Raw genomic sequence first — 17,568 nt, 5'->3', positions numbered from 1 at the left:
TCACAGTCGGGGGCGACGCGCGAAGGAGCAGACACAGATGACCGAGCAGCACGAGTTCGACAAGGACTACTGGGAGCGGCACTGGCACCAGGCGCACCACGACCGTCCCGGCGCGATGAGCACGAGTCCCGCGCACCCGTACCTGGCTCGGGAGATCGGCGCTCTGACGCCGGGCTCGGCGCTGGACGCCGGGTGCGGCGCGGGCGCCGAGGCGATCTCGCTCGCCGCCCACGGCTGGCAGGTCACCGCCGTCGACATCTCATCCGTCGCGCTCGCCCGAGCCGCCGAACGCGCGACGGAGAGCGGGGTCTCCGAGCGCGTGCGGTGGGTGGAGGCGGACCTGACGACCTGGGCCCCGGAGACGCGGTTCGACCTGGTCACGACGCACTACGCGCACCCCGCGATGCCGCAGTTGGCCTTCTACGACCGCGTCGCCGGGTGGGTGGCCCCCGGCGGCACCCTCCTGATCGTCGGGCATCTGCACACCTCGGAAGCCACCGCGCCAGGCCACGGACACGGGCACGGACATGGGCACGGGTCTGGGCACGGGTCTGGGCACGGGCACCCGCCGGACGAGGCGTCGGTCACCCTGGCGGACATCACCGCCGGCCTGGACGGCAGCACCTGGGAGATCGTCACCGCCGAGGAGCACCGCCGCACCGTGCCGGGCCGGGACGTCCCGCTGTACGACGTGGTCGTACGCGCCACCCGACGCCCCTGAGCACACCTCGGGTTCGACGGCCGAGAGGCCGGACACACAGCACGCCGGGCCGGTGATGATCACCGGCCCGGCGTGCGAGGTACGTCGTACGTCAGCTCTTGAAGGCGTCCTTGATCTTCTCGCCCGCCTGCTTGAGCTTGGCGGTGGACTGGTCAGTGCGACCCTCCGCCTCCAGCTGCTCGTTGTCGGTGGCCCGACCGGCGCCTTCCTTCAGCTTGCCGGTCGCGTCCTCGGTGGCGTTGTTGATCTTGTCGTCGAATCCCATTGCCAACCTCCATTGCAAGCATCGCAAGCTTCGCTACGACCACAGAGGTACCCCCGTCGTCACCGGCCCAACCATTACCGTCGTCACAGATCGGCAGCGGCCGGACGAAAGCGACGCAGCCGCAGGCTGTTGGCCACCACGAAGACCGAGGACAGCGCCATCGTCGCGCCGGCGATCATCGGGTTGAGCAGCCCGGCGGCGGCCAACGGCAGGGCCGCCACGTTGTAGCCGAACGCCCAGAACAGGTTGCCCCGGATGATGCCGAGCGTGCGCCGAGACAAGCGGATGGCGTCCACCGCGGCGTCCAGGTCGCCCCGGACGAGGGTGAGATCGGCCGCCTCGATCGCCACGTCGGCGCCGGTGCCCATGGCCAGCCCCAGGTCGGCCTGGGCCAGCGCCGGGGCGTCGTTGACCCCGTCACCGACCATCGCCACCGACCGCCCCTCGGCCTGAAGCCGCTTGATCACGTCGACCTTCCCGGCCGGCAGCACCTCGGCGATCACCTCGTCGACGCCCACCTCGGCGGCGACCGCGCGAGCCACAGTGGTGTTGTCCCCGGTCAGCAGGACCGGAGTCAGCCCCAGCCCGCGCAGCCGGGCCACCGCCGCCCGGCTGGTCGGCCGCACCACGTCGGCGACAGTGAGCACGCCTCGGGCCTGTCCGTCCCAGCCGGCGACGATCGCCGTACGGCCTGCGGCCTCCGCGTCGCGGACGGCCCACTCGACCTCCGGCGGTACGTCGATCTCACGCTCGCGCAGCAGCCGGACCCGGCCGACCAGCACGGCCCGCCCGTCGACGGTGCCGGTCACCCCCAGCCCTTCGAGGTTGCCGAAGGCGGTCACCGGGGGCAGCGCGCCCTCGGCGGCGGCAGCGGCGGCGATCGCACTGGCGATCGGGTGCTCGGAGGCGGCCTCCACCGCCCCGGCGAGCCGGAGCAGCTCGGCCCGGTCCACACCGCTCGCCGGCACCACGTCCACGACTGTCATCCGGCCGGTCGTCACGGTGCCGGTCTTGTCGAGCACCACGGTGTCCACCCGGCGGGTCGACTCCAGCACCTCCGGGCCCTTGATCAGCACGCCGAGCTGGGCGCCCCGACCGGTGCCGACCAACAGCGCGGTCGGGGTGGCCAGGCCGAGCGCACACGGACAGGCGATGATCAGCACGGCCACGGCGGCGGTGAACGCGGCGGTCGGGCCGGCCCCGGTGCCGAGCCACCAACCGAGCGTGCCGACGGCGAGGGTGATGACGATCGGCACGAAGACCCCGGAGATCCGATCCGCCAACCGCTGCACGGCTGCCTTGCCGCTCTGCGCCTGCTCCACCAGGTCGGCCATTCGGGCGAGCTGGGTGTCCGCGCCAACCCGGGTGGCGGTGACGATCAGCCGCCCACCCGCGTTGATCGTGGCGCCGACCACGCCGTCACCCGGGGCGACCTCGACCGGCACCGACTCACCGGTGAGCATGCTGGCGTCGACAGCGGAGGTGCCCTCGTCGACCACCCCGTCGGTGGCGATCTTCTCCCCGGGGCGGACCACGAACCGGTCACCGACGGCGAGCCGGTCCACGGGGATCAGGGTCTCCACGCCGTCACGCAGCACCGTCACGTCCTTGGCGCCGAGGTCGAGCAGGGCGCGTAGGGCGGCGCCGGCAGTCCGCTTGGACCGGGCCTCGAAGTAGCGACCGGCCAGGATGAACACGGTGACCCCGGCGGCCGCTTCCAGGTAGATGTTGCCGGCGCCGTCGCTCCGGGTGATGTCGAAGCGGAACGGGTGCGTCATGCCGGGCATCCCCGCGTCACCGAGAAAGAGCGCCCAGAGCGACCAGCCGAAGGCGGCCAGGGTGCCGAGCGACACCAGGGTGTCCATGGTGGCCGCGCCGTGCCGCAGGTTGGTCCAGGCGGCCCGGTGGAACGGGAGCCCACCCCAGACCACCACCGGAGCGGCCAGGGTCAGCGACAACCATTGCCAGTAGTCGAACTGCCAGGCCGGGACCATCGCCAGCAGGACCACCGGCACGCTCAGGGCCACCGACACCCAGAGCCGGGTACGCGGCCCCCGCAACGGGTCCACCGGGGGTTCGGCGCTGGGCGGGGCCGGCAACGCCGCCGTGTAACCGGTCTTCTGCACGGTCCCGATCAGGTCGTCCGGCGTGACGCCGTCGGCGTAGCGGACGGTCGCCTTCTCGGTGGCGTAGTTGACGGTGGCGCTCACCCCGTCCATCCGGTTGAGCTTCTTCTCGATCCGGGCGGCGCACGCGGCACAGGTCATTCCGCCGATCGCGAGTTCGATCCGGTTCGGCGCCTCGGGCAGCGGTCTGCTGGTGGTGGTCATCGTCTGGTCCCGTCAGTTGTGTCCGTGCCCGGGGGTGCCGTGGTCGGCCCCGCCGGTCGGTGCGGGCCCGCTCGGGGTGGGGTTGTCTCGGGTCGGGGCAGTGCCGGCGACCACAGTGAACTCCGCGGTGCGCACCCGCCCGCCGTGTTGGAAGTCGAGGTAGAGCCGGTAGCTGCCGGCCGAGGGCACCTCGGCGAGGAAGGTGACGGCCGGACCGGGCCGGGTGCGCCCATCGCCGGGCGTTCCGTCCGGGTGCACGTGCAGGTACGCCAGATCACCCCGACGTAGTGCCACGAGGTGCCCGTACGCGCCCAGGTAGGGCTCCAGGTCGGTGACCGGCTGCCCGGCCCGGCTGACGGTCAGTGTCAGCGGCGACGTGCGGCCGGGCTGCGGCGTGCCGGTCAGGGTGACCGTGTAGCCGTCGACCGTGGTGCTGGTCGCCGGGGCGGGCAACGGCCGTTCGGTCAACTCGCCGGGGACCGTCACGTCCACGCCGAGGGTCAGCGGCTCACCCCCGGTCGGGGCGAAGTCGGCGAACGCCCGCCACTGCCCGGGGCCGGCCAGCGGGGTGTCGACCCGCCAGGTGCCGTCCGGGGCCAGCTCGGGGTGGACGTGGCGGAAGCCGGAGAGGTCCCGACGGGCGACGATCAGGTGCATCTGCTTGTCGTGCGCCACGTCGTACCGTGTCACCGGGCGGCCGTTCGGGCCGGCGATCCGGAAGGCGAACTCGCCGGCCGGGGCGTCGACCGGTTCGAGGGTGTAGCCCCGGTCGGAGACGAGCAGCCCGCCGGGGAGCCGGTCCGCCGTCTCGTCGTGCTCGCCCGTCGCATGGGCGGCATCGCCGTCGTGTCGGCCCTCGACCACCGGGGCACTGTCGACGACCCGGCCGACCCCGTACGTCGTGCCGAAGATCGCCGCCAGGCCGACGGCGAACCCGGCCAGTCTCGTCACGGTGCGCACGCTGGCCCGCCGATCACGCGTCGACGAGGTCGTAGCCGGCCTCGTCGACTGCGGCTCGGACAACAGCGGTGTCCAGTGGCTGATCACTGCTGACGGTGACCCGGCCGGCCGCGAGGTCGACCTGGACGTCGCGCACCCCCGCGATGGCACCGACCTCGGCGCTCACCGCGCTGACGCAGTGCCCGCAGGTCATGCCCTGAACCTGGTACGTCGTGTCGACCATCGGATCGTCTCCTTCGCGGTACCGGTACCCGGTGGGGGTATCTCAACAGAACCGACCGTACCATACCCCCTGGGGGTACGCTATCCTTGTCGGCATGACCGCACCCACCCCGATCCGCGGATACACCGCCAGCAAGGACCAGCTGCTCGCGCGGCTCCGCCGCGTCGAGGGGCAGGTCCGGGGCATCGAGAAGATGGTCGACGACGACCGCTACTGCATCGACGTGCTCACCCAGATCTCGGCCATCCAGGCCGCCCTCGACAAAGTGGCCCTCGGGCTGCTCGACGGGCACGCCCGGCACTGCATGCACGAGGGCGCCGCCGAGGGTCGGGCCGACGAGATGGCCACCGAGATGATGGCGGCGGTCGGCCGGCTCATGAAGCGCGGCTGAGCGGGCTCAGTCCGGCGCGGGGTCGAGACGGACCCGGCGCAGCAACTGCGCGTTGAGCGCCACCACGATGGTGGACGCCGACATCAGCACCGCGGCCAGCGCCGGGCTCAACGCCACGCCGGCCCAGGCCAACACCCCGGCGGCCAGCGGCAGCGCCACCACGTTGTAGCCGGCCGCCCAGGCCAGGTTCTGTCGCATCTTCCGGTACGACGCCCGGGACAGCCGGACCACGGCCCCCACCCCGCGCGGGTCCGAGGATGCCAACACCACCCCGGCGGACTCGATGGCCACATCGGTGCCCGCGCCGATCGCGATCCCCACGTCCGCCCGGGCCAGCGCCGGTGCGTCGTTCACCCCGTCACCGACCATCGCCACTACCAACCCCCGCCGCTGGAGCTCGGCCACCCGATCGTCCTTCTCCGCCGGCAGCACCTCGGCGAAGACCTCGTCGACGCCAGGTCGGAAGCCCAGGTCGGCGGCGACCGCCTCGGCCACCGGCCGGGCGTCACCAGTGATCATGGCGATGGTGCGGACACCCTCGGCACGCAGCTCGTCGACGGCGCGCCGGGCCTCCGGACGCACCTCGTCGGTCAACGCGAACGCACCGAGCACGGCGTCCGGCAGCCGCACCAGGTGCAACACCGCGGCACCCCGCGCCGACCACCGCCCGGTCGCGGCCTCCAGCTCCGCCGGGAGCCGAAGGCCCAGCTCGCGCAGCAGCGCCGGCCCGCCCACCGCGTACTCCGTACCGTCGATTGTCGCCTGCACACCGCGGCCCGGCAGCGACCGGAACCCGGCCGCCCGGGCCGGCCCGGCGCTCCCGGCGGCCGCCACTATCGCCCTGGCCAACGGGTGTTCGCTCTCCGACTCGACACCGGCCGCGATCCGCAGCACCTCGTCCCGCTCGACGCCGGACGCCGCCACCAGGTCGGTCACCCCGTGCTCGCCCCGGGTCAGCGTGCCGGTCTTGTCGAAGAGCACCGCGCCGACGGTCCGCATCCGTTCCAGGGCCAACCGGTCCTTGACCAGGATCCCGGACCGCGCGGCGAGCGCTGTGGAGAGCGCGACGACCAGCGGGATGGCGAGACCCAGCGCGTGCGGGCAGGCGATCACCAGGACGGTGACCGCACGGACCACCGCCTCGTCCGGCTGACCGAGCGCGGTCCAGACCAGCACGGTCAGCACGGCGGTGCCGGTGGCCAGGTAGAACAGCGCGGCGGCGAACCGGTCGGCCAACAGTTGGGCCCGTCCACCGGAAGCCTGGGCCTGCGCGACCATCCGCTGGATGCCGGCGAGGGCGGTCTGCTCACCCAACGCCTCGACGCGCACCCGGATCGCCGAGTCGGTGGCGACGGTGCCGGCCACCACCCGGTCGCCCGTCGACCGGGCGACCGGCCGCGACTCCCCGGTGATCATCGACTCGTCCAGCTCGGCGCCGCCCTCGACGACCCGGCCGTCCGCCGGCACCCGACCCCCCGGCCGGACCAGCACCACGTCGCCGATCCGCAGACCGGTCACCGGCACCGCCTCGACCCGCCCGTCCGCCGCCACCCGTTCGGCCTCGTCCGGCAACAGCGCGGCGAGCGCCGCGAGCGCTCCCCGGGCCTGCCCGATGGCCTTCATCTCCTGCCAGTGCCCGAGCAGCATGATGGTGACGAGCGCGGCCAACTCCCACCAGAAGTCCAGGTCGAAGGCGCCGACGCTGGTCGCCAGGGACGCGGCGTACGCGACGGTGATCGCCATCGCGACCAGCAGCATCATCCCGGGCGCCCGGTCCCGCACCTCCCTGACCGCACCGACCAGGAACGGCCAACCGCCCCACCAGAACACCACCGAGCCGAGCACCGGCCCCACCCAGGCCTGGCCGGGGAGGCCGTCGTCCCCGGTCAGGCCCAGCCGATCCGATACGAGACGACTCGTCAACACCACCGGGACGGTCAACACCAGGCAGACCCAGAACCGGCGGCGGAACAACGCCGGATCGTGCCCGGCGTGTTTGTCGTGCCCGGCGTGTTTGTCGTGCCCGGCGTGCCCGGGGTGCTTGCCGTGCGGCATGGGCTCGGCGCGTCGCTGGCGATCCGGGTCGGGCGGTGACGGAGCGGGCATGGCTCCAACATGCCGCCCCGGAGGCCGCCGCGCGAGCGGTTCGGCCGCCCGACACTCCGCCACGACCTGCAACCCCCAGGAGGGCTGGCTAGCATCTCCCACGATGGCCCTCCGAATGCCGCTGCACAGTCGGGCACCGGCGCCGCCCCGTCGTGGCGTCGTCCCCGGCCGACCGGGCCGAGCACTGACCGTCCGTGATCAAGCGGTCGTCAGGCAGCGATCCGCCCCGCCGTCCGCCGCGTTTCCACCGCCACGGTGAACCGCTCGGCCCGCTGACCCGTATCCCGCACCGGATCGTTGGGAGTCTCACCTTGGCCGCCGACCACACTCACCCCGCTCCGTCCGCCCCGCCACGGGTGCGACGGATCCTCATCGTGACTGTGGTACCCCTCTTCGTCGCCACCGTGCTGGCCGCGTTACTGCTCTGGCCCCGCGGCGGGTCACCGCAGACCGATGGTGGCGCGGACGTGCCGCGCCACCCCGGCACCGTCACCCGGGTGGTGAGCGAGCCGTGCCCGCCGGCACCGTCGGTTCCGGAGGGCACACCGAGGGTCGGCGACGGGCGGTGCGGCACTGTCGACGTCCGGGTGGACGACGGGCCGACCGCCGGCCAGCAGGTACGGACACCGGTGCCCGACGGGCCCGGCGCACCCCGGGTCGAGGTCGGCGACGAGGTCGTCCTGGTCGAACTGGCCGATCCGATCGATCCCACGGTCAGCAACTGGAACATCGCCGAGCACCAACGCGGCACCCCGATGGTGTGGCTGGCGGTGGTCTTCGCGGCCGCGATCGTCGCGTTCGGGCGGTGGCGAGGTCTGGCAGCGCTCGCCGGGCTGGCCGCCAGCTTCGCCATCCTGCTCACCTTCGTGCTGCCGGGCATCAGCGCCGGCAGGTCACCGCTGCTGGTGGCGGTGGTCGGTGCGGCCCTGATCATGTTCGTGGTGCTCTATCTGACCCACGGGGTCACCGCACAGACCTCGGTCGCGGTACTCGGCACCCTGGGCAGCCTGGTGCTGACCGGCGTGCTCGCCACCATCGCCACGGCCGCGACCCACCTCACCGGCTTCGGCAGCGAAGACGCCACCACCCTGTCGATGTTCCAGGGCGACGTGGACCTGCACGGTCTGCTACTCGCCGGCATCATCATCGGATCGCTCGGGGTGCTCGACGACGTGACGGTCACCCAGGCGGCCACCGTCACCGAACTGGCGAACGCGAACCCCGGGCTGACCCGGTTGCAGCTGTACCGTGCGGCCACCCGGGTCGGCCGCGCGCACATCGCCTCCACCGTCAACACCATCGTGCTGGCGTACGCGGGCGCGTCACTGCCCCTGCTGCTCCTGCTCACCGCCGACTCGCGGCCGATCGGGCAGATCCTCACCAGCGAGTTCCTCGCGCAGGAGATCGTCCGCAGCGCGGTCGCCACCCTCGGTCTGATCGCCGCCGTGCCGTTGACCACCGGGCTGGCAGCGGTGGTGACCGCCGCCGGGCGCGGCGATGCCACGCCGTCCAGCGGCGCTCCCGCGCCCCGGCCCCAGCCGGACCGCAGCGAGGCTCTGGCCGCACTCAGCTCACCGCGTACGGCCGGCTCCGACGAGCCGGACCGGACGCGGACCGCACCCCCATCCGAGGCCACCGACCGGTGGCCGGAGTCGAACAGGAGCACGGATACGGCATGGTGACACTCCTCAGCGTGACCAGATCGGGCATCCACCCTGAGAACCGCGCCACTGGTCACTCAACGCTATGGCGAAATGACGCTTTTGGTCGGCATCCAGGCATAGCTCAGCCGGTCGACTCTCGGGTAACCTCGCTGCCGGTTACCGATGAAGGCGCGAAGCGGCGCCTGCGGTGCCACCGCCCAATCGCCAACCGGCGAGCCGGGGACCCAGGTGCCTGGGGTGAATCCGCGTCAGCGGTAGGGGCCACTTCCGCCCCGAACCCGTCAGCTAACCCGGTCGGCGGTCGACGGAAGGGAACATTGTGACGGCACCCCTACGCCGCTGGTTGACACCCGTGGTGGCCGTGATCGCCGCACTGACCGTGCTCGCCGGGCCGCTCCCGGCGCACGCCGCCCCGACGAACCCCACACCGTCCGGGCACGAGGAGGACGGCGAGCCCAAGCTGCTCAACGACGTCATCGAGCAGGCCAACCGCGACTACTCCGCCGCGAAGTCCAAGCTGGACAAATCCAAGAAGCGGCAGGGCGAGTTGGCGGCGGAGGTCAACCGCGCCAAGGCCGACCTGGACGCGCTGGCGCCGCAGGTCGGGCAGATCGCCGCCCAGGCGTACCGGACCGGCCGGATCGGCGCGGTCGCGATGCTGCTGGAGAGCGACGCTCCCGACTCGTTCGTCCAGCGCGCCGGGCTGCTCGACGAGATAAACATGGTCAACGAGAAGAAGCTCTCCGAGGTCAACGAGGTGAAGGCCCGCGCCGAGCAGGCCAAGCTGGCCCTCGACACGGAGGTCCGCGAGCAGCAGAAGCAGACCGCCCTGATGGCGAAGCGCAAGAGCGAGGCCGACAAGGCGCTCTCCCTCGTCGGCGGCAAGGGTTTCACCGGCGGCCTGGTGGATGCCACCTCCAAGGTCGCGAAGATTGGCCCGGGTCGCACTGCCGACGGTGACTGGAAGCCCCAGTCGTGCAGCGAGAACGACCCCACCACGTCCGGCTGCGTCACGCCGCGCACGCTGCACGCGTACAAGGAGGTCAAGGCGGCCGGCTTCAACCGGTTCGTCGGCTGCTACCGCCCCGGCGGTCCGTGGGAGCACCCGAAGGGCCGCGCCTGCGACTGGTCGCTGCAGAAGAGCGGGTTCTCCCCGTGGCACAACAACGACACCCGGACGTACGGCAACAACGTCGCCGCGTTCCTCATCCGTAACGCCGACCGGCTCGGCATCTACTACGTGATCTGGAACCGGCAGATCTGGTTCCCGGCCACCGGCTGGAGTTCGTACAGCGGGCCGTCGAACCACACCGACCACGTCCACATGTCGCTGCTCTGACCCGCACGATCCCCGTCGAGGGCCGTTCCGCGTCACGCGGAGCGGCCCTCGACGCGTCAAACGGTGGCAGGCGCGGCCGGGTCGGTCGACTCGGTCGAGGCCGGGGTCTCCACCGTCGCGAAGCCGGCCGGCACCGCGGCCACCGGGCGCACGGCTCCGGCGGCGAGCCGGTAGGACACCCCCACCACCGCACAGCGTCCCAGCGCCACCTCGTCGGCCAGCACGGGCGACTGCCCGAGCAACGTCTCGACGGTCTGGGCGATGTGGATGTCCACGATGCCGTCGATGTCGTCAACGCCCTCGGACGCGGCGCGGCGCAGACTGGGCAGCACGGCGTCGACCACCGCGCGCAGATGCCCACTCGGTGCGGTACCGGTCGCGGCGGACTCCCGGGCGGCCTGCACCGCACCACACGAGTCGTGGCCGAGCACCACCACCAGCGGGGTGCCGAGCACTGTCACCGCGTACTCGACGCTGCCGAGCACCTCGGGGCCGGCGGTGTGCCCGGCGGTGCGAACCACGAACAGGTCGCCCAGACCCCGGTCGAAGATGATCTCGGCAGCCAGCCGCGAGTCGGAGCAGCCGACGATCACCGCGAACGGGTGTTGCCCGTCGGCCACGGCGGCCCGGTGCCCGGCATCCTGGTTGGGGTGGCGTGGGGCGCCATCGACGAAGCGCCGGTTGCCGGCGACCAGTTCGGCGTAGGCCCGGGTCGGCTCGCTGAGCGCGGTGGCCCGGTCGGTGGTCCGCTGCGGACCCGGCTGACCGCCGGAGCTTCCGGTATGACTCATCCCCGCACCTCGTCTCGACGCGTCTGCCCTGGTCAAGCCGGCTTTCCGCCGGCCGGGCGGGCGGGCGCTGGCTCGTGCTCCACCGTCACACGCACCGTAAGATGCGTCAAGGTATGCGTGATTTAGATTTCATACGTTGACTCCGGCCGCACCCTGGGCAACCTTCCCGAGGCAGGGCGGACCAGACTCTCGCGAGGGCAGGCGGACATCCGGAAAGGCGGTCACACGATGGCGAGCACGGTGACGGACGACACCGGCGGCGGGCGGAACTGGACGTTCCTCACCAATCACGGGCACGTGCTGCTGGCCATCGCCCGCGATCCGACCGCCCGGCTACGCGACGTCGCGGCCGAGGTCGGGGTGACCGAACGGGCCGCGCAGGCGATCGTCGCCGACCTGGAGGCGGGCGGCTACCTGCACCGCACCCGGGTCGGGCGACGCAACGAATACACCCTCAACCCGGCCGGCCGGTTCCGGCACCCCGCCGAGGCCGACCGGCAGGTCGGCGACCTGCTCGCGCTGTTCGCCGACGTTCCCCCAGCGAAGGCAGAGCCCCGGGCCTGACCCCGGTCACCGGGGCCGCTGACCGACGGTCACGGCGGTAACCTTTGCGGGTGCGCGAATGCCCGCCGTTGAGCGCGACCCCGTCCCGCCGTGCCCTTCGCGGCGTCCTCAGTGGAACGCTGGCGGTCCTGCTCGGCGCCGGCCTGGTGGCACCCTCCCCCGCGACCGCCGCACCGCCCCTCTGCGGGCCCACCGGCACCGACAGCCTGGCCCAGATGCCGTGGGCGCTCCGCCGGCTGGAGCCGTCGTCGGCGTGGCCGCTGTCCCGGGGCGCCGGGATCACGGTCGCCGTGATCGACTCCGGAGTCTCCGCCGCCCACCCGCTCCTCAAGGGGCAGGTGCTCGAGGGTCGCGACTTCAACGGCCTGCCGGCCCGGCAGGGCCAGTGCGACGAGGCCGGGCACGGCACGCTGATCGCCGGCATCATCGCGGGCCGGGAGGGCACTGTCGTCCCCTTCAGCGGCATCGCCCCGGCCGCCCGCATCCTGCCGATCCGGGTTCTGCCACAGCTCGGCGCGGTCAACAACCCGCAACTCCCCGCACAGATCGCCGCGGCCATCGACTGGGCGGTCGCGCAGGGCGCCGACGTGATCAACCTGTCCCTGACCACAATTCCCCGCCCCGAACTGACGGAGGCCGTCGAGCGCGCGCTGGACAAGGGGGTGGTGCTGGTCGCCGCCGCGGGCAACCGGTCGGAAGACTCGCAGAACCTGCCGGGTTACCCGGCCGCGTACCCCGGGGTGATCGCGGTGGGCGGTGTGGACGAGCAGGGCGGCCACGTCGGCACCTCGATCAGCGGCGACTACGTCGACATCGCCGCACCCGGGATGAACATCGTCGGGCCGGCGCCCGGAAACAGCGGCTACCGCACCGTGCCGGAGGGCGGCACCAGCTACGCCGCCGCGTACGTCTCAGGAGTGGCCGCGCTGGTCCGGGCCGCCTACCCGAGTCTCGACCCGCAGCAGGTCGCGGATCGGCTGAAACGCACGGCGGACAACCCACCCGAGGGTCAGAACGCCGACATCGGGCACGGGATGGTCAACCCGTACCGGGCGGTGTCGAGCCTGCTCGGCACCAGGGCGAACCCGCCGGCCGGCGCGCTTCCGGCACCCGCCGTGCGGGACGACCCGCTGAGCTGGCAGCGCCCCACCGCGATCTGGGCGGCGGTCATCGGCGGGCTAGTCGCCGTGCTGCTGCTGGTCGCGCGACCGATCACCGCCCTTGGCCGTCGACGCGACTGGCGCCCCGGCCGACGCCCCGACGCCCCGACCGCCGGCTGAGCGGCGCACCGCAGCCCGGCGCCGACACCTGCCGCCAACGTCACACACAGAGCGGCTCCGGGCCGGGCGAACCGGACCGGAGCCGCTCGTGCGGATGCCTCAGCTCCACACCTTGGAGTTGCTCATCTCCGTGGTGAGGTAGTTTTCGCGGGCGATGCCCACGGCACCGCCGATCTCGTTCAGGATCCGGTTGATGTCCCGGACCGCCGCGTCCCACTTCGCCTGGTGCTGCTCGTAGGCAACCCGGTCCTCGCCGTCCCAGTGCAGCTTGGTCAGCATCGACCGCAACGTGTCGAGCTTCTCCTCAAGGGTCTTCGAGATGGCCTGCATCTGCTGGTTGCTGCTCTCGAGGACCGCATAGTCAACTTTGATCGTCACGATTTCCTCCTCTGCCGGCTACGGATCACGGGTTGAGAGCAGAGTGGAACTTGTCCAGCATCTGCTGCTGCTCTTCGTCGTTGACCTGGTGCGTCGTACCCGACTTGTCGAGCAGGTCAGCGATGCTGTCCATCGCCGTCAGCAGCTTGACGGTGTCCTCGTTCCAGCGCGTCATCAGCGACTGGAAGCCAGTGGACGCCTGACCCTTCCACGCGATGGCCAGGTCATCGACGACGTTCCACAGCTTCTTCAGCTCGCCGTCGACCTCGCTGCGCGTGGACCGCACGTCACTCGCGGCGGTATGCAGAGTCGCAGCTTCGACCTCGAACGCCATGCTTCACACCCTTCCGTCTGTTGTGGTGGCGGCTTCGCCGCACCCCTCCCCCGCGGCAAGGCAGCAACACCCCACCGACGGACACTCCTGTGAAGACCGTAGCGGAACGCGTCCAGCCCTCGCAGCCCTGACCGGTGACGTTCGATGGATGGTGGTGAATCGGGCCGGACGGCCCACCACCCCCTACCGAACGACCGACAGCGCTCAGGTCGGCTCAGACCACGCGGTCTGAATCAGCTGCTGGCCATCACGACGGCGAACCAGGGTGCCCCGACCGGGCGGTTGCGGGCTCGGCCGCAACGTGCCGAAGACCGCGCCCTCCTCCCGGTTGCCGGACATCAGTAGGCCCGGCGAGTCCAACTCGCGCAGTCGTTGCAGCACCGGCTCGTACAGCGCCCTGGACACACCACCGACCCGGCGCGTGACGATCAGGTGCAGACCGATGTCGCGGGCCTGCGGCAACAACTCGTGCAGGGCGCTCAGTGGGTTGCTGCCGCCAGAGGCCACCAGGTCGTAGTCGTCCACCAGGATGTACAGGTCCGGACCCTTCCACCAGCTCCGATCACGTAGCTGGGCGGTCGTCACGTCCGGGCCGGGCAGTCGGTTGGACAGCGCACTGCGGATCGACCCGAGCCCCTGGGCGAACGCCTGGTTCGACGGGGCGTAGTCGAGCAGGTGGTCACCCTCCACCGCCCCCAGCAGGCCACGCCGGTAGTCGGCGATCACCAACCGGGCCTGCGCCGGCGTGTACCGCTCGGTGATCCCCCGGGCGATCAGGCGCAGCAGGTTGGTCTTGCCGCACTCCGCGTCGCCGAAGACCGTCAGGTGCGGCTCGTTGGCCAGGTCCAGGTAGACCGGCGCGAGTGCCGACTCGTTGACACCGACCGGGAGACCCGGTGCCGACCGGTCGATGATCCGGGCCAGCTCCGCCACCGGCAGCCGACGCGGCAGCAACCGCACCTTCGGCGCCGGACGACCAGGCCAGTTCGCCGCCACGTGCCCGGCCAGGGACAGCGAGGCCTCGCTCAGATCGTCGATGTCGCGGCGGCCGTCGATACGCGAGATGGCAGTGAGGAAGTGCAGCTTGTCCCGGGTCAGGCCGCGACCGGGCGACTTCTCCGGCACATTGTTCGCCGCCCGACGGTCGATCTCGGACTCCGACGCGTCGCCGAGGCGCAGCTCCAACTTGGTGCCGAGCAGATCCCGCATGTTGATCCGGATCTCCGCCCACCGCACGGCGGTGAGGACCACGTGCACACCGAAGCCGAGGCCCCGGTTGGCCAACGTGGTGATGGTCTGCTCCAGCTCCTCGTACTCCTGGCGCAGGGTGTTCCACCCGTCCACCACCAGGAACACGTCGCCGAACGGGTCGTCGGCGAACTCGCCGGCGGCCCGACGACGGCGGTAACTCGCCACCGAGTCGATGCCGTGCTGGGCGAAACGCGCCTCCCGCTCGTCCAGGACGGCGACCACCTCGGCCACCGTCCGGCGGACCGCCTCGACGTCACGCCGACCCGCCACCCCGGCCAGGTGCGGCAACCGCTCCATGCTGCGCAGCGCGCCCCCGCCGAAGTCCAGACAGAAGAACTGCACCTCCCGCGGCGTGTGCGTGAGCGCCAGCGAGGCCAGCAGCGTACGCAGCATCGTGCTCTTGCCACTCATCGACCGGCCGACGATGACCACGTTGCCGCCGGCCCCGGCCAGCTCGACCATCATCGGGTCGCGGCGCTGCTCGTAGGGACGGTCCACCACGCCGACCGGCACTGTCAGTCGCCCGCGCCCGGGCCAGGAGGCGGTGCACAACCCATAGGTCGGGTCCACCGCCAGCGGACCGAGCAGCTCACCCAGGCCCGGCGGGTCGGCAAGCGGCGGCAACCACACCTGGTGCGCCGGGCGGCCCCGGCCCTTGAGCTGGTCGATCAGCACGTCGAGCATCGCGACGGCCTTGCCGTCGGCCGGCTGCTCCGGCTCCGGTGCCGCCGCCACCGGTACCTGCGGGACCTGCACCGGAACGAAGTCGAGACCGTACGGCACGATCCGGCGCTGCACCAACGCCTGCGAGGCGGACGCCTGCTGCCCCGGCGCCCGGTACGCCCCCGACACGTACGCGGCCCGGAACCGCAGCATGGTGCTGGTGTCCGTCTTCAGGTAGCCGTGGCCCGGCGCGTTCGGCAGCTCGTACGCGTCCGGTACGCCGAGCACGATCCGGCTCTCCACAGCGGAGAACGTCCGCAGACCGATCCGGTACGACAGGTGCGTGTCGAGGCCCCGCAACTTGCCCTCTTCGAGGCGCTGGCTTGCCAGCAGCAGGTGCACGCCGAGGGACCGACCCAACCGGCCGATCATCACGAACAGGTCGATGAAGTCCGGTTTGGCGGCGAGCAACTCGCTGAACTCGTCACAGATGATCAGCAGGCTGGGCATCGGCGCCAGCGGCTCACCGGCCGAGCGCGCCTTCTCGTACTCGAAGCGCGAGACGTAGTTGCCGGCCGCCCGCAGCAGTTCCTGCCGGCGCACCATCTCGCCGGCGAGCGCGTCGCGCATCCGGTCGACGAGCGGCAACTCGTCGGCCAGGTTGGTGATCACCGCGCTGGTGTGCGGCAGGGCCTCCAGCGAGGCGAAGGTCGCGCCGCCCTTGAAGTCGACCAGGACGAAGTTCAGTTCCTCCGACGAGTGGGTCACCGCCAACGCGGCCACCACCGTACGCAGCAACTCGCTCTTGCCGGAGCCGGTCGCACCGATCACCAGACCGTGCGGGCCCATGCCCTCGTGCGCCGACTCCTTGAAGTCGAGCTCGACCACGTTGCCGTCCGGGCCGACGCCGAGCGGGATGCGCAGCCGGTCGCGGTGCCCACGCGGGCGCCAGGTGTTCTGCACGTCCACCGCCGCGGCGTCACCGACGCCGAGCAGATCCGGCAGCTCCGTGCTGCGGGCCAGCGGCTCGTCGCCGCCGGTCTGCTGCTGGGAGAGCCGGAAGGGGGCGATCTGTCGGGCCAGCCCCTCCGCGGCCTCGGCGCTGAGCCGGTCGGGCCGACCCAGCGTCGACGACGAGCTGCCCCGGACCAGGTCGAGTGAACCTCCGTCATTGACGTCGAGGCAGAGCAGCCAGCGGCCGGCGTCGCGTGGCACCGTCCCGGAGAGGTCGATCACTGTGGCGCCGAGCAGCCCTGGACCAACCAGCTGGCAGGTCGGCGAGATCTCCCCGCCGTCGATCACCACGACCAGGTGCGGGGCGGTGGTGAGCGGCTTGGCCTCCGGCGCGAACCGGGGCCGCCCGGCCAGTTCGGCGGCGAGCGAGGCCTCGGCCTCGGCCAGGCTGGCGAAGACCAGACGGCGCGCGCCGGCCGCGTCCGTACGACCGCTGTGGTGGGCGTGTGGCAGCCACTTCACCCAGCCCCAGGAGGACTGCCGGTCGGGTGCGGCGACCACCGCGATCACCAGGTCGTCCGGTGCGTGGAAGGTGGCCAGCTGCCCCAGCGCCGCCCGGGTCAGGTCGAGCACCGGCTCGCGGTCGCCGCGCAGCACCACCCGGCTGAACGCGCGAACCGACAGCGCAGTCGGCAGCTCGGGCACAGTGGAGTGTGCCCGGACGAACCGGCGAAGCGCGATCGCGCTCATCGGCTCCAGGTCCTCCACCGGCTTCGTCTCCGGTGGGACGATCTCCACGGCGAGCCGCTGCGGGCCGAGGGCGATCCGGGTCTCGCCGAAATCGTCCTCGGTGATCCGCCGCTCCCAGAGTCGCCGGGACGCGGCGATCGACCAGAGCGCGTCGGGCTCCGGGTGCCGCCAGGCCATCGCGGCCCGCTGCTGCTCGGCGGCACGGCGGGTGCGCTTGCGCATCTGCGCCAGGTAGCGCATGTAGTCGCGGCGATCAGCGTTCAGCTCCGCCTTGTCCTTGCCACCGCTGTTGGCCAGCGAGCCGATTGCCATGCCGAGCATCGAGACACCGAACAGACCACCGGCGACGTAGGTCATCATGCCGCCGCCCTTGCCGGCGTAGAGGAACGCCATGGCGCCGACCCCGCAGAACATCGGCAGGATCATGAGTAGCTGCCCCATCCCGCGGGGCGTCGGCTCGGGCAGCTCGGGAGGCGACTCCAGCAGCACCTCGCCGCGCGGTAGGGCCGGCCCCGGCTGACGCGGGAGCCGGCGGAACACCACAGTGCTCACGGCTGTCTCCTCCCCAGAAGCGGCCCTGATGACGTGCGGCCCGCGGAACACC

General features: G+C 72.0%; 15 protein-coding genes and 1 riboswitch. Of the genes, 6 read left to right on the top strand and 9 right to left on the bottom strand.

Going from position 1 to position 17,568, the window contains the following annotated elements; translation table 11 throughout:
* Positions 1–37 precede the first annotated feature (37 nt).
* The gene (locus OHB44_RS03685; protein ID WP_330439616.1) at positions 38–721 is read left to right on the top strand and encodes a class I SAM-dependent methyltransferase; all 684 of its coding nucleotides are present in this window, start codon (positions 38–40) and stop codon (positions 719–721) included.
* Between the two features lie 91 nt (positions 722–812).
* Here OHB44_RS03685 and OHB44_RS03680 read toward each other — a convergent pair whose 3' ends face one another.
* From OHB44_RS03680 to OHB44_RS03665, 4 genes are all read right to left on the bottom strand, one after another.
* Positions 813–986 carry a CsbD family protein gene (locus tag OHB44_RS03680; RefSeq protein WP_145787746.1) on the bottom strand — a complete coding sequence of 58 codons (174 nt, stop codon included), beginning with the start codon at positions 984–986 and terminating at the stop codon, positions 813–815.
* Between the two features lie 83 nt (positions 987–1,069).
* Positions 1,070–3,316 (bottom strand): heavy metal translocating P-type ATPase, encoded by a 2,247-nt coding sequence (locus tag OHB44_RS03675; RefSeq protein ID WP_330439615.1) that lies wholly within the window; start codon positions 3,314–3,316, stop codon positions 1,070–1,072.
* 12 nt (positions 3,317–3,328) lie between these two features.
* Positions 3,329–4,276 (bottom strand): hypothetical protein, encoded by a 948-nt coding sequence (locus OHB44_RS03670; RefSeq protein ID WP_330439614.1) that lies wholly within the window; start codon positions 4,274–4,276, stop codon positions 3,329–3,331.
* 13 nt (positions 4,277–4,289) lie between these two features.
* On the bottom strand, positions 4,290–4,499 hold the full coding sequence (locus OHB44_RS03665; RefSeq protein ID WP_238681977.1) for a heavy-metal-associated domain-containing protein: 210 nt from the start codon (positions 4,497–4,499) through the stop codon (positions 4,290–4,292).
* A gap of 94 nt (positions 4,500–4,593) precedes the next feature.
* On the opposite strand from OHB44_RS03665, the gene OHB44_RS03660 reads away from it, so the two are divergent.
* Positions 4,594–4,890 (top strand): metal-sensitive transcriptional regulator, encoded by a 297-nt coding sequence (locus tag OHB44_RS03660; RefSeq protein WP_030329541.1) that lies wholly within the window; start codon positions 4,594–4,596, stop codon positions 4,888–4,890.
* Between the two features lie 6 nt (positions 4,891–4,896).
* Here OHB44_RS03660 and OHB44_RS03655 read toward each other — a convergent pair whose 3' ends face one another.
* Complete coding sequence (locus tag OHB44_RS03655) at positions 4,897–6,945, bottom strand: heavy metal translocating P-type ATPase (protein WP_330441179.1); 2,049 nt, start codon at positions 6,943–6,945, stop codon at positions 4,897–4,899.
* A gap of 362 nt (positions 6,946–7,307) precedes the next feature.
* Here OHB44_RS03655 and OHB44_RS03650 point away from each other — a divergent pair, with 362 nt between their 5' ends.
* Complete coding sequence (locus OHB44_RS03650; RefSeq protein WP_238683770.1) at positions 7,308–8,678, top strand: YibE/F family protein; 1,371 nt, start codon at positions 7,308–7,310, stop codon at positions 8,676–8,678.
* A 166-nt stretch (positions 8,679–8,844) separates the two neighbouring features.
* Positions 8,845–8,975, top strand: a riboswitch (cyclic di-AMP (ydaO/yuaA leader).
* Positions 8,976–8,979: 4 nt separating this feature from the next.
* Positions 8,980–9,999: a coiled-coil domain-containing protein gene (locus tag OHB44_RS03645; protein ID WP_330439613.1), complete on the top strand. Its 1,020-nt coding sequence runs from the start codon at positions 8,980–8,982 to the stop codon at positions 9,997–9,999.
* 56 nt (positions 10,000–10,055) lie between these two features.
* On the opposite strand, the gene OHB44_RS03640 is transcribed toward OHB44_RS03645, so the two are convergent.
* Positions 10,056–10,790: a carbonic anhydrase gene (locus OHB44_RS03640; RefSeq protein ID WP_238683772.1), complete on the bottom strand. Its 735-nt coding sequence runs from the start codon at positions 10,788–10,790 to the stop codon at positions 10,056–10,058.
* Positions 10,791–11,018: 228 nt separating this feature from the next.
* Between OHB44_RS03640 and OHB44_RS03635 the strand changes: the two genes are divergently transcribed.
* Complete coding sequence (locus tag OHB44_RS03635; protein ID WP_238683773.1) at positions 11,019–11,354, top strand: helix-turn-helix transcriptional regulator; 336 nt, start codon at positions 11,019–11,021, stop codon at positions 11,352–11,354.
* Between the two features lie 50 nt (positions 11,355–11,404).
* Positions 11,405–12,634, top strand: a complete 1,230-nt coding sequence (gene mycP / locus OHB44_RS03630) for a type VII secretion-associated serine protease mycosin (RefSeq protein WP_266303813.1) — start codon at positions 11,405–11,407, stop codon at positions 12,632–12,634.
* Between the two features lie 99 nt (positions 12,635–12,733).
* Here mycP and OHB44_RS03625 read toward each other — a convergent pair whose 3' ends face one another.
* The 3 genes from OHB44_RS03625 to eccCa form a co-directional block, all read right to left on the bottom strand.
* Entirely contained in the window at positions 12,734–13,012 is a 279-nt protein-coding gene (locus OHB44_RS03625) for a WXG100 family type VII secretion target (protein WP_030329555.1), read from the bottom strand.
* Between the two features lie 25 nt (positions 13,013–13,037).
* Positions 13,038–13,346 (bottom strand): WXG100 family type VII secretion target, encoded by a 309-nt coding sequence (locus OHB44_RS03620; protein ID WP_030329557.1) that lies wholly within the window; start codon positions 13,344–13,346, stop codon positions 13,038–13,040.
* A gap of 204 nt (positions 13,347–13,550) precedes the next feature.
* A complete protein-coding gene (eccCa, locus tag OHB44_RS03615; RefSeq protein WP_330439612.1) occupies positions 13,551–17,516 on the bottom strand; it encodes a type VII secretion protein EccCa in 3,966 nt (1,321 codons plus the stop codon).
* Positions 17,517–17,568 lie beyond the last annotated feature (52 nt).

This window comes from Micromonospora sp. NBC_00821 (assembly GCF_036347035.1).
Taxonomy (GTDB): Bacteria; Actinomycetota; Actinomycetes; order Mycobacteriales; family Micromonosporaceae; genus Micromonospora; species Micromonospora hortensis.
The sequence above is the reverse complement of the archived record's forward strand: the minus strand, read 5'-3'. Positions and strand labels throughout refer to the sequence as shown.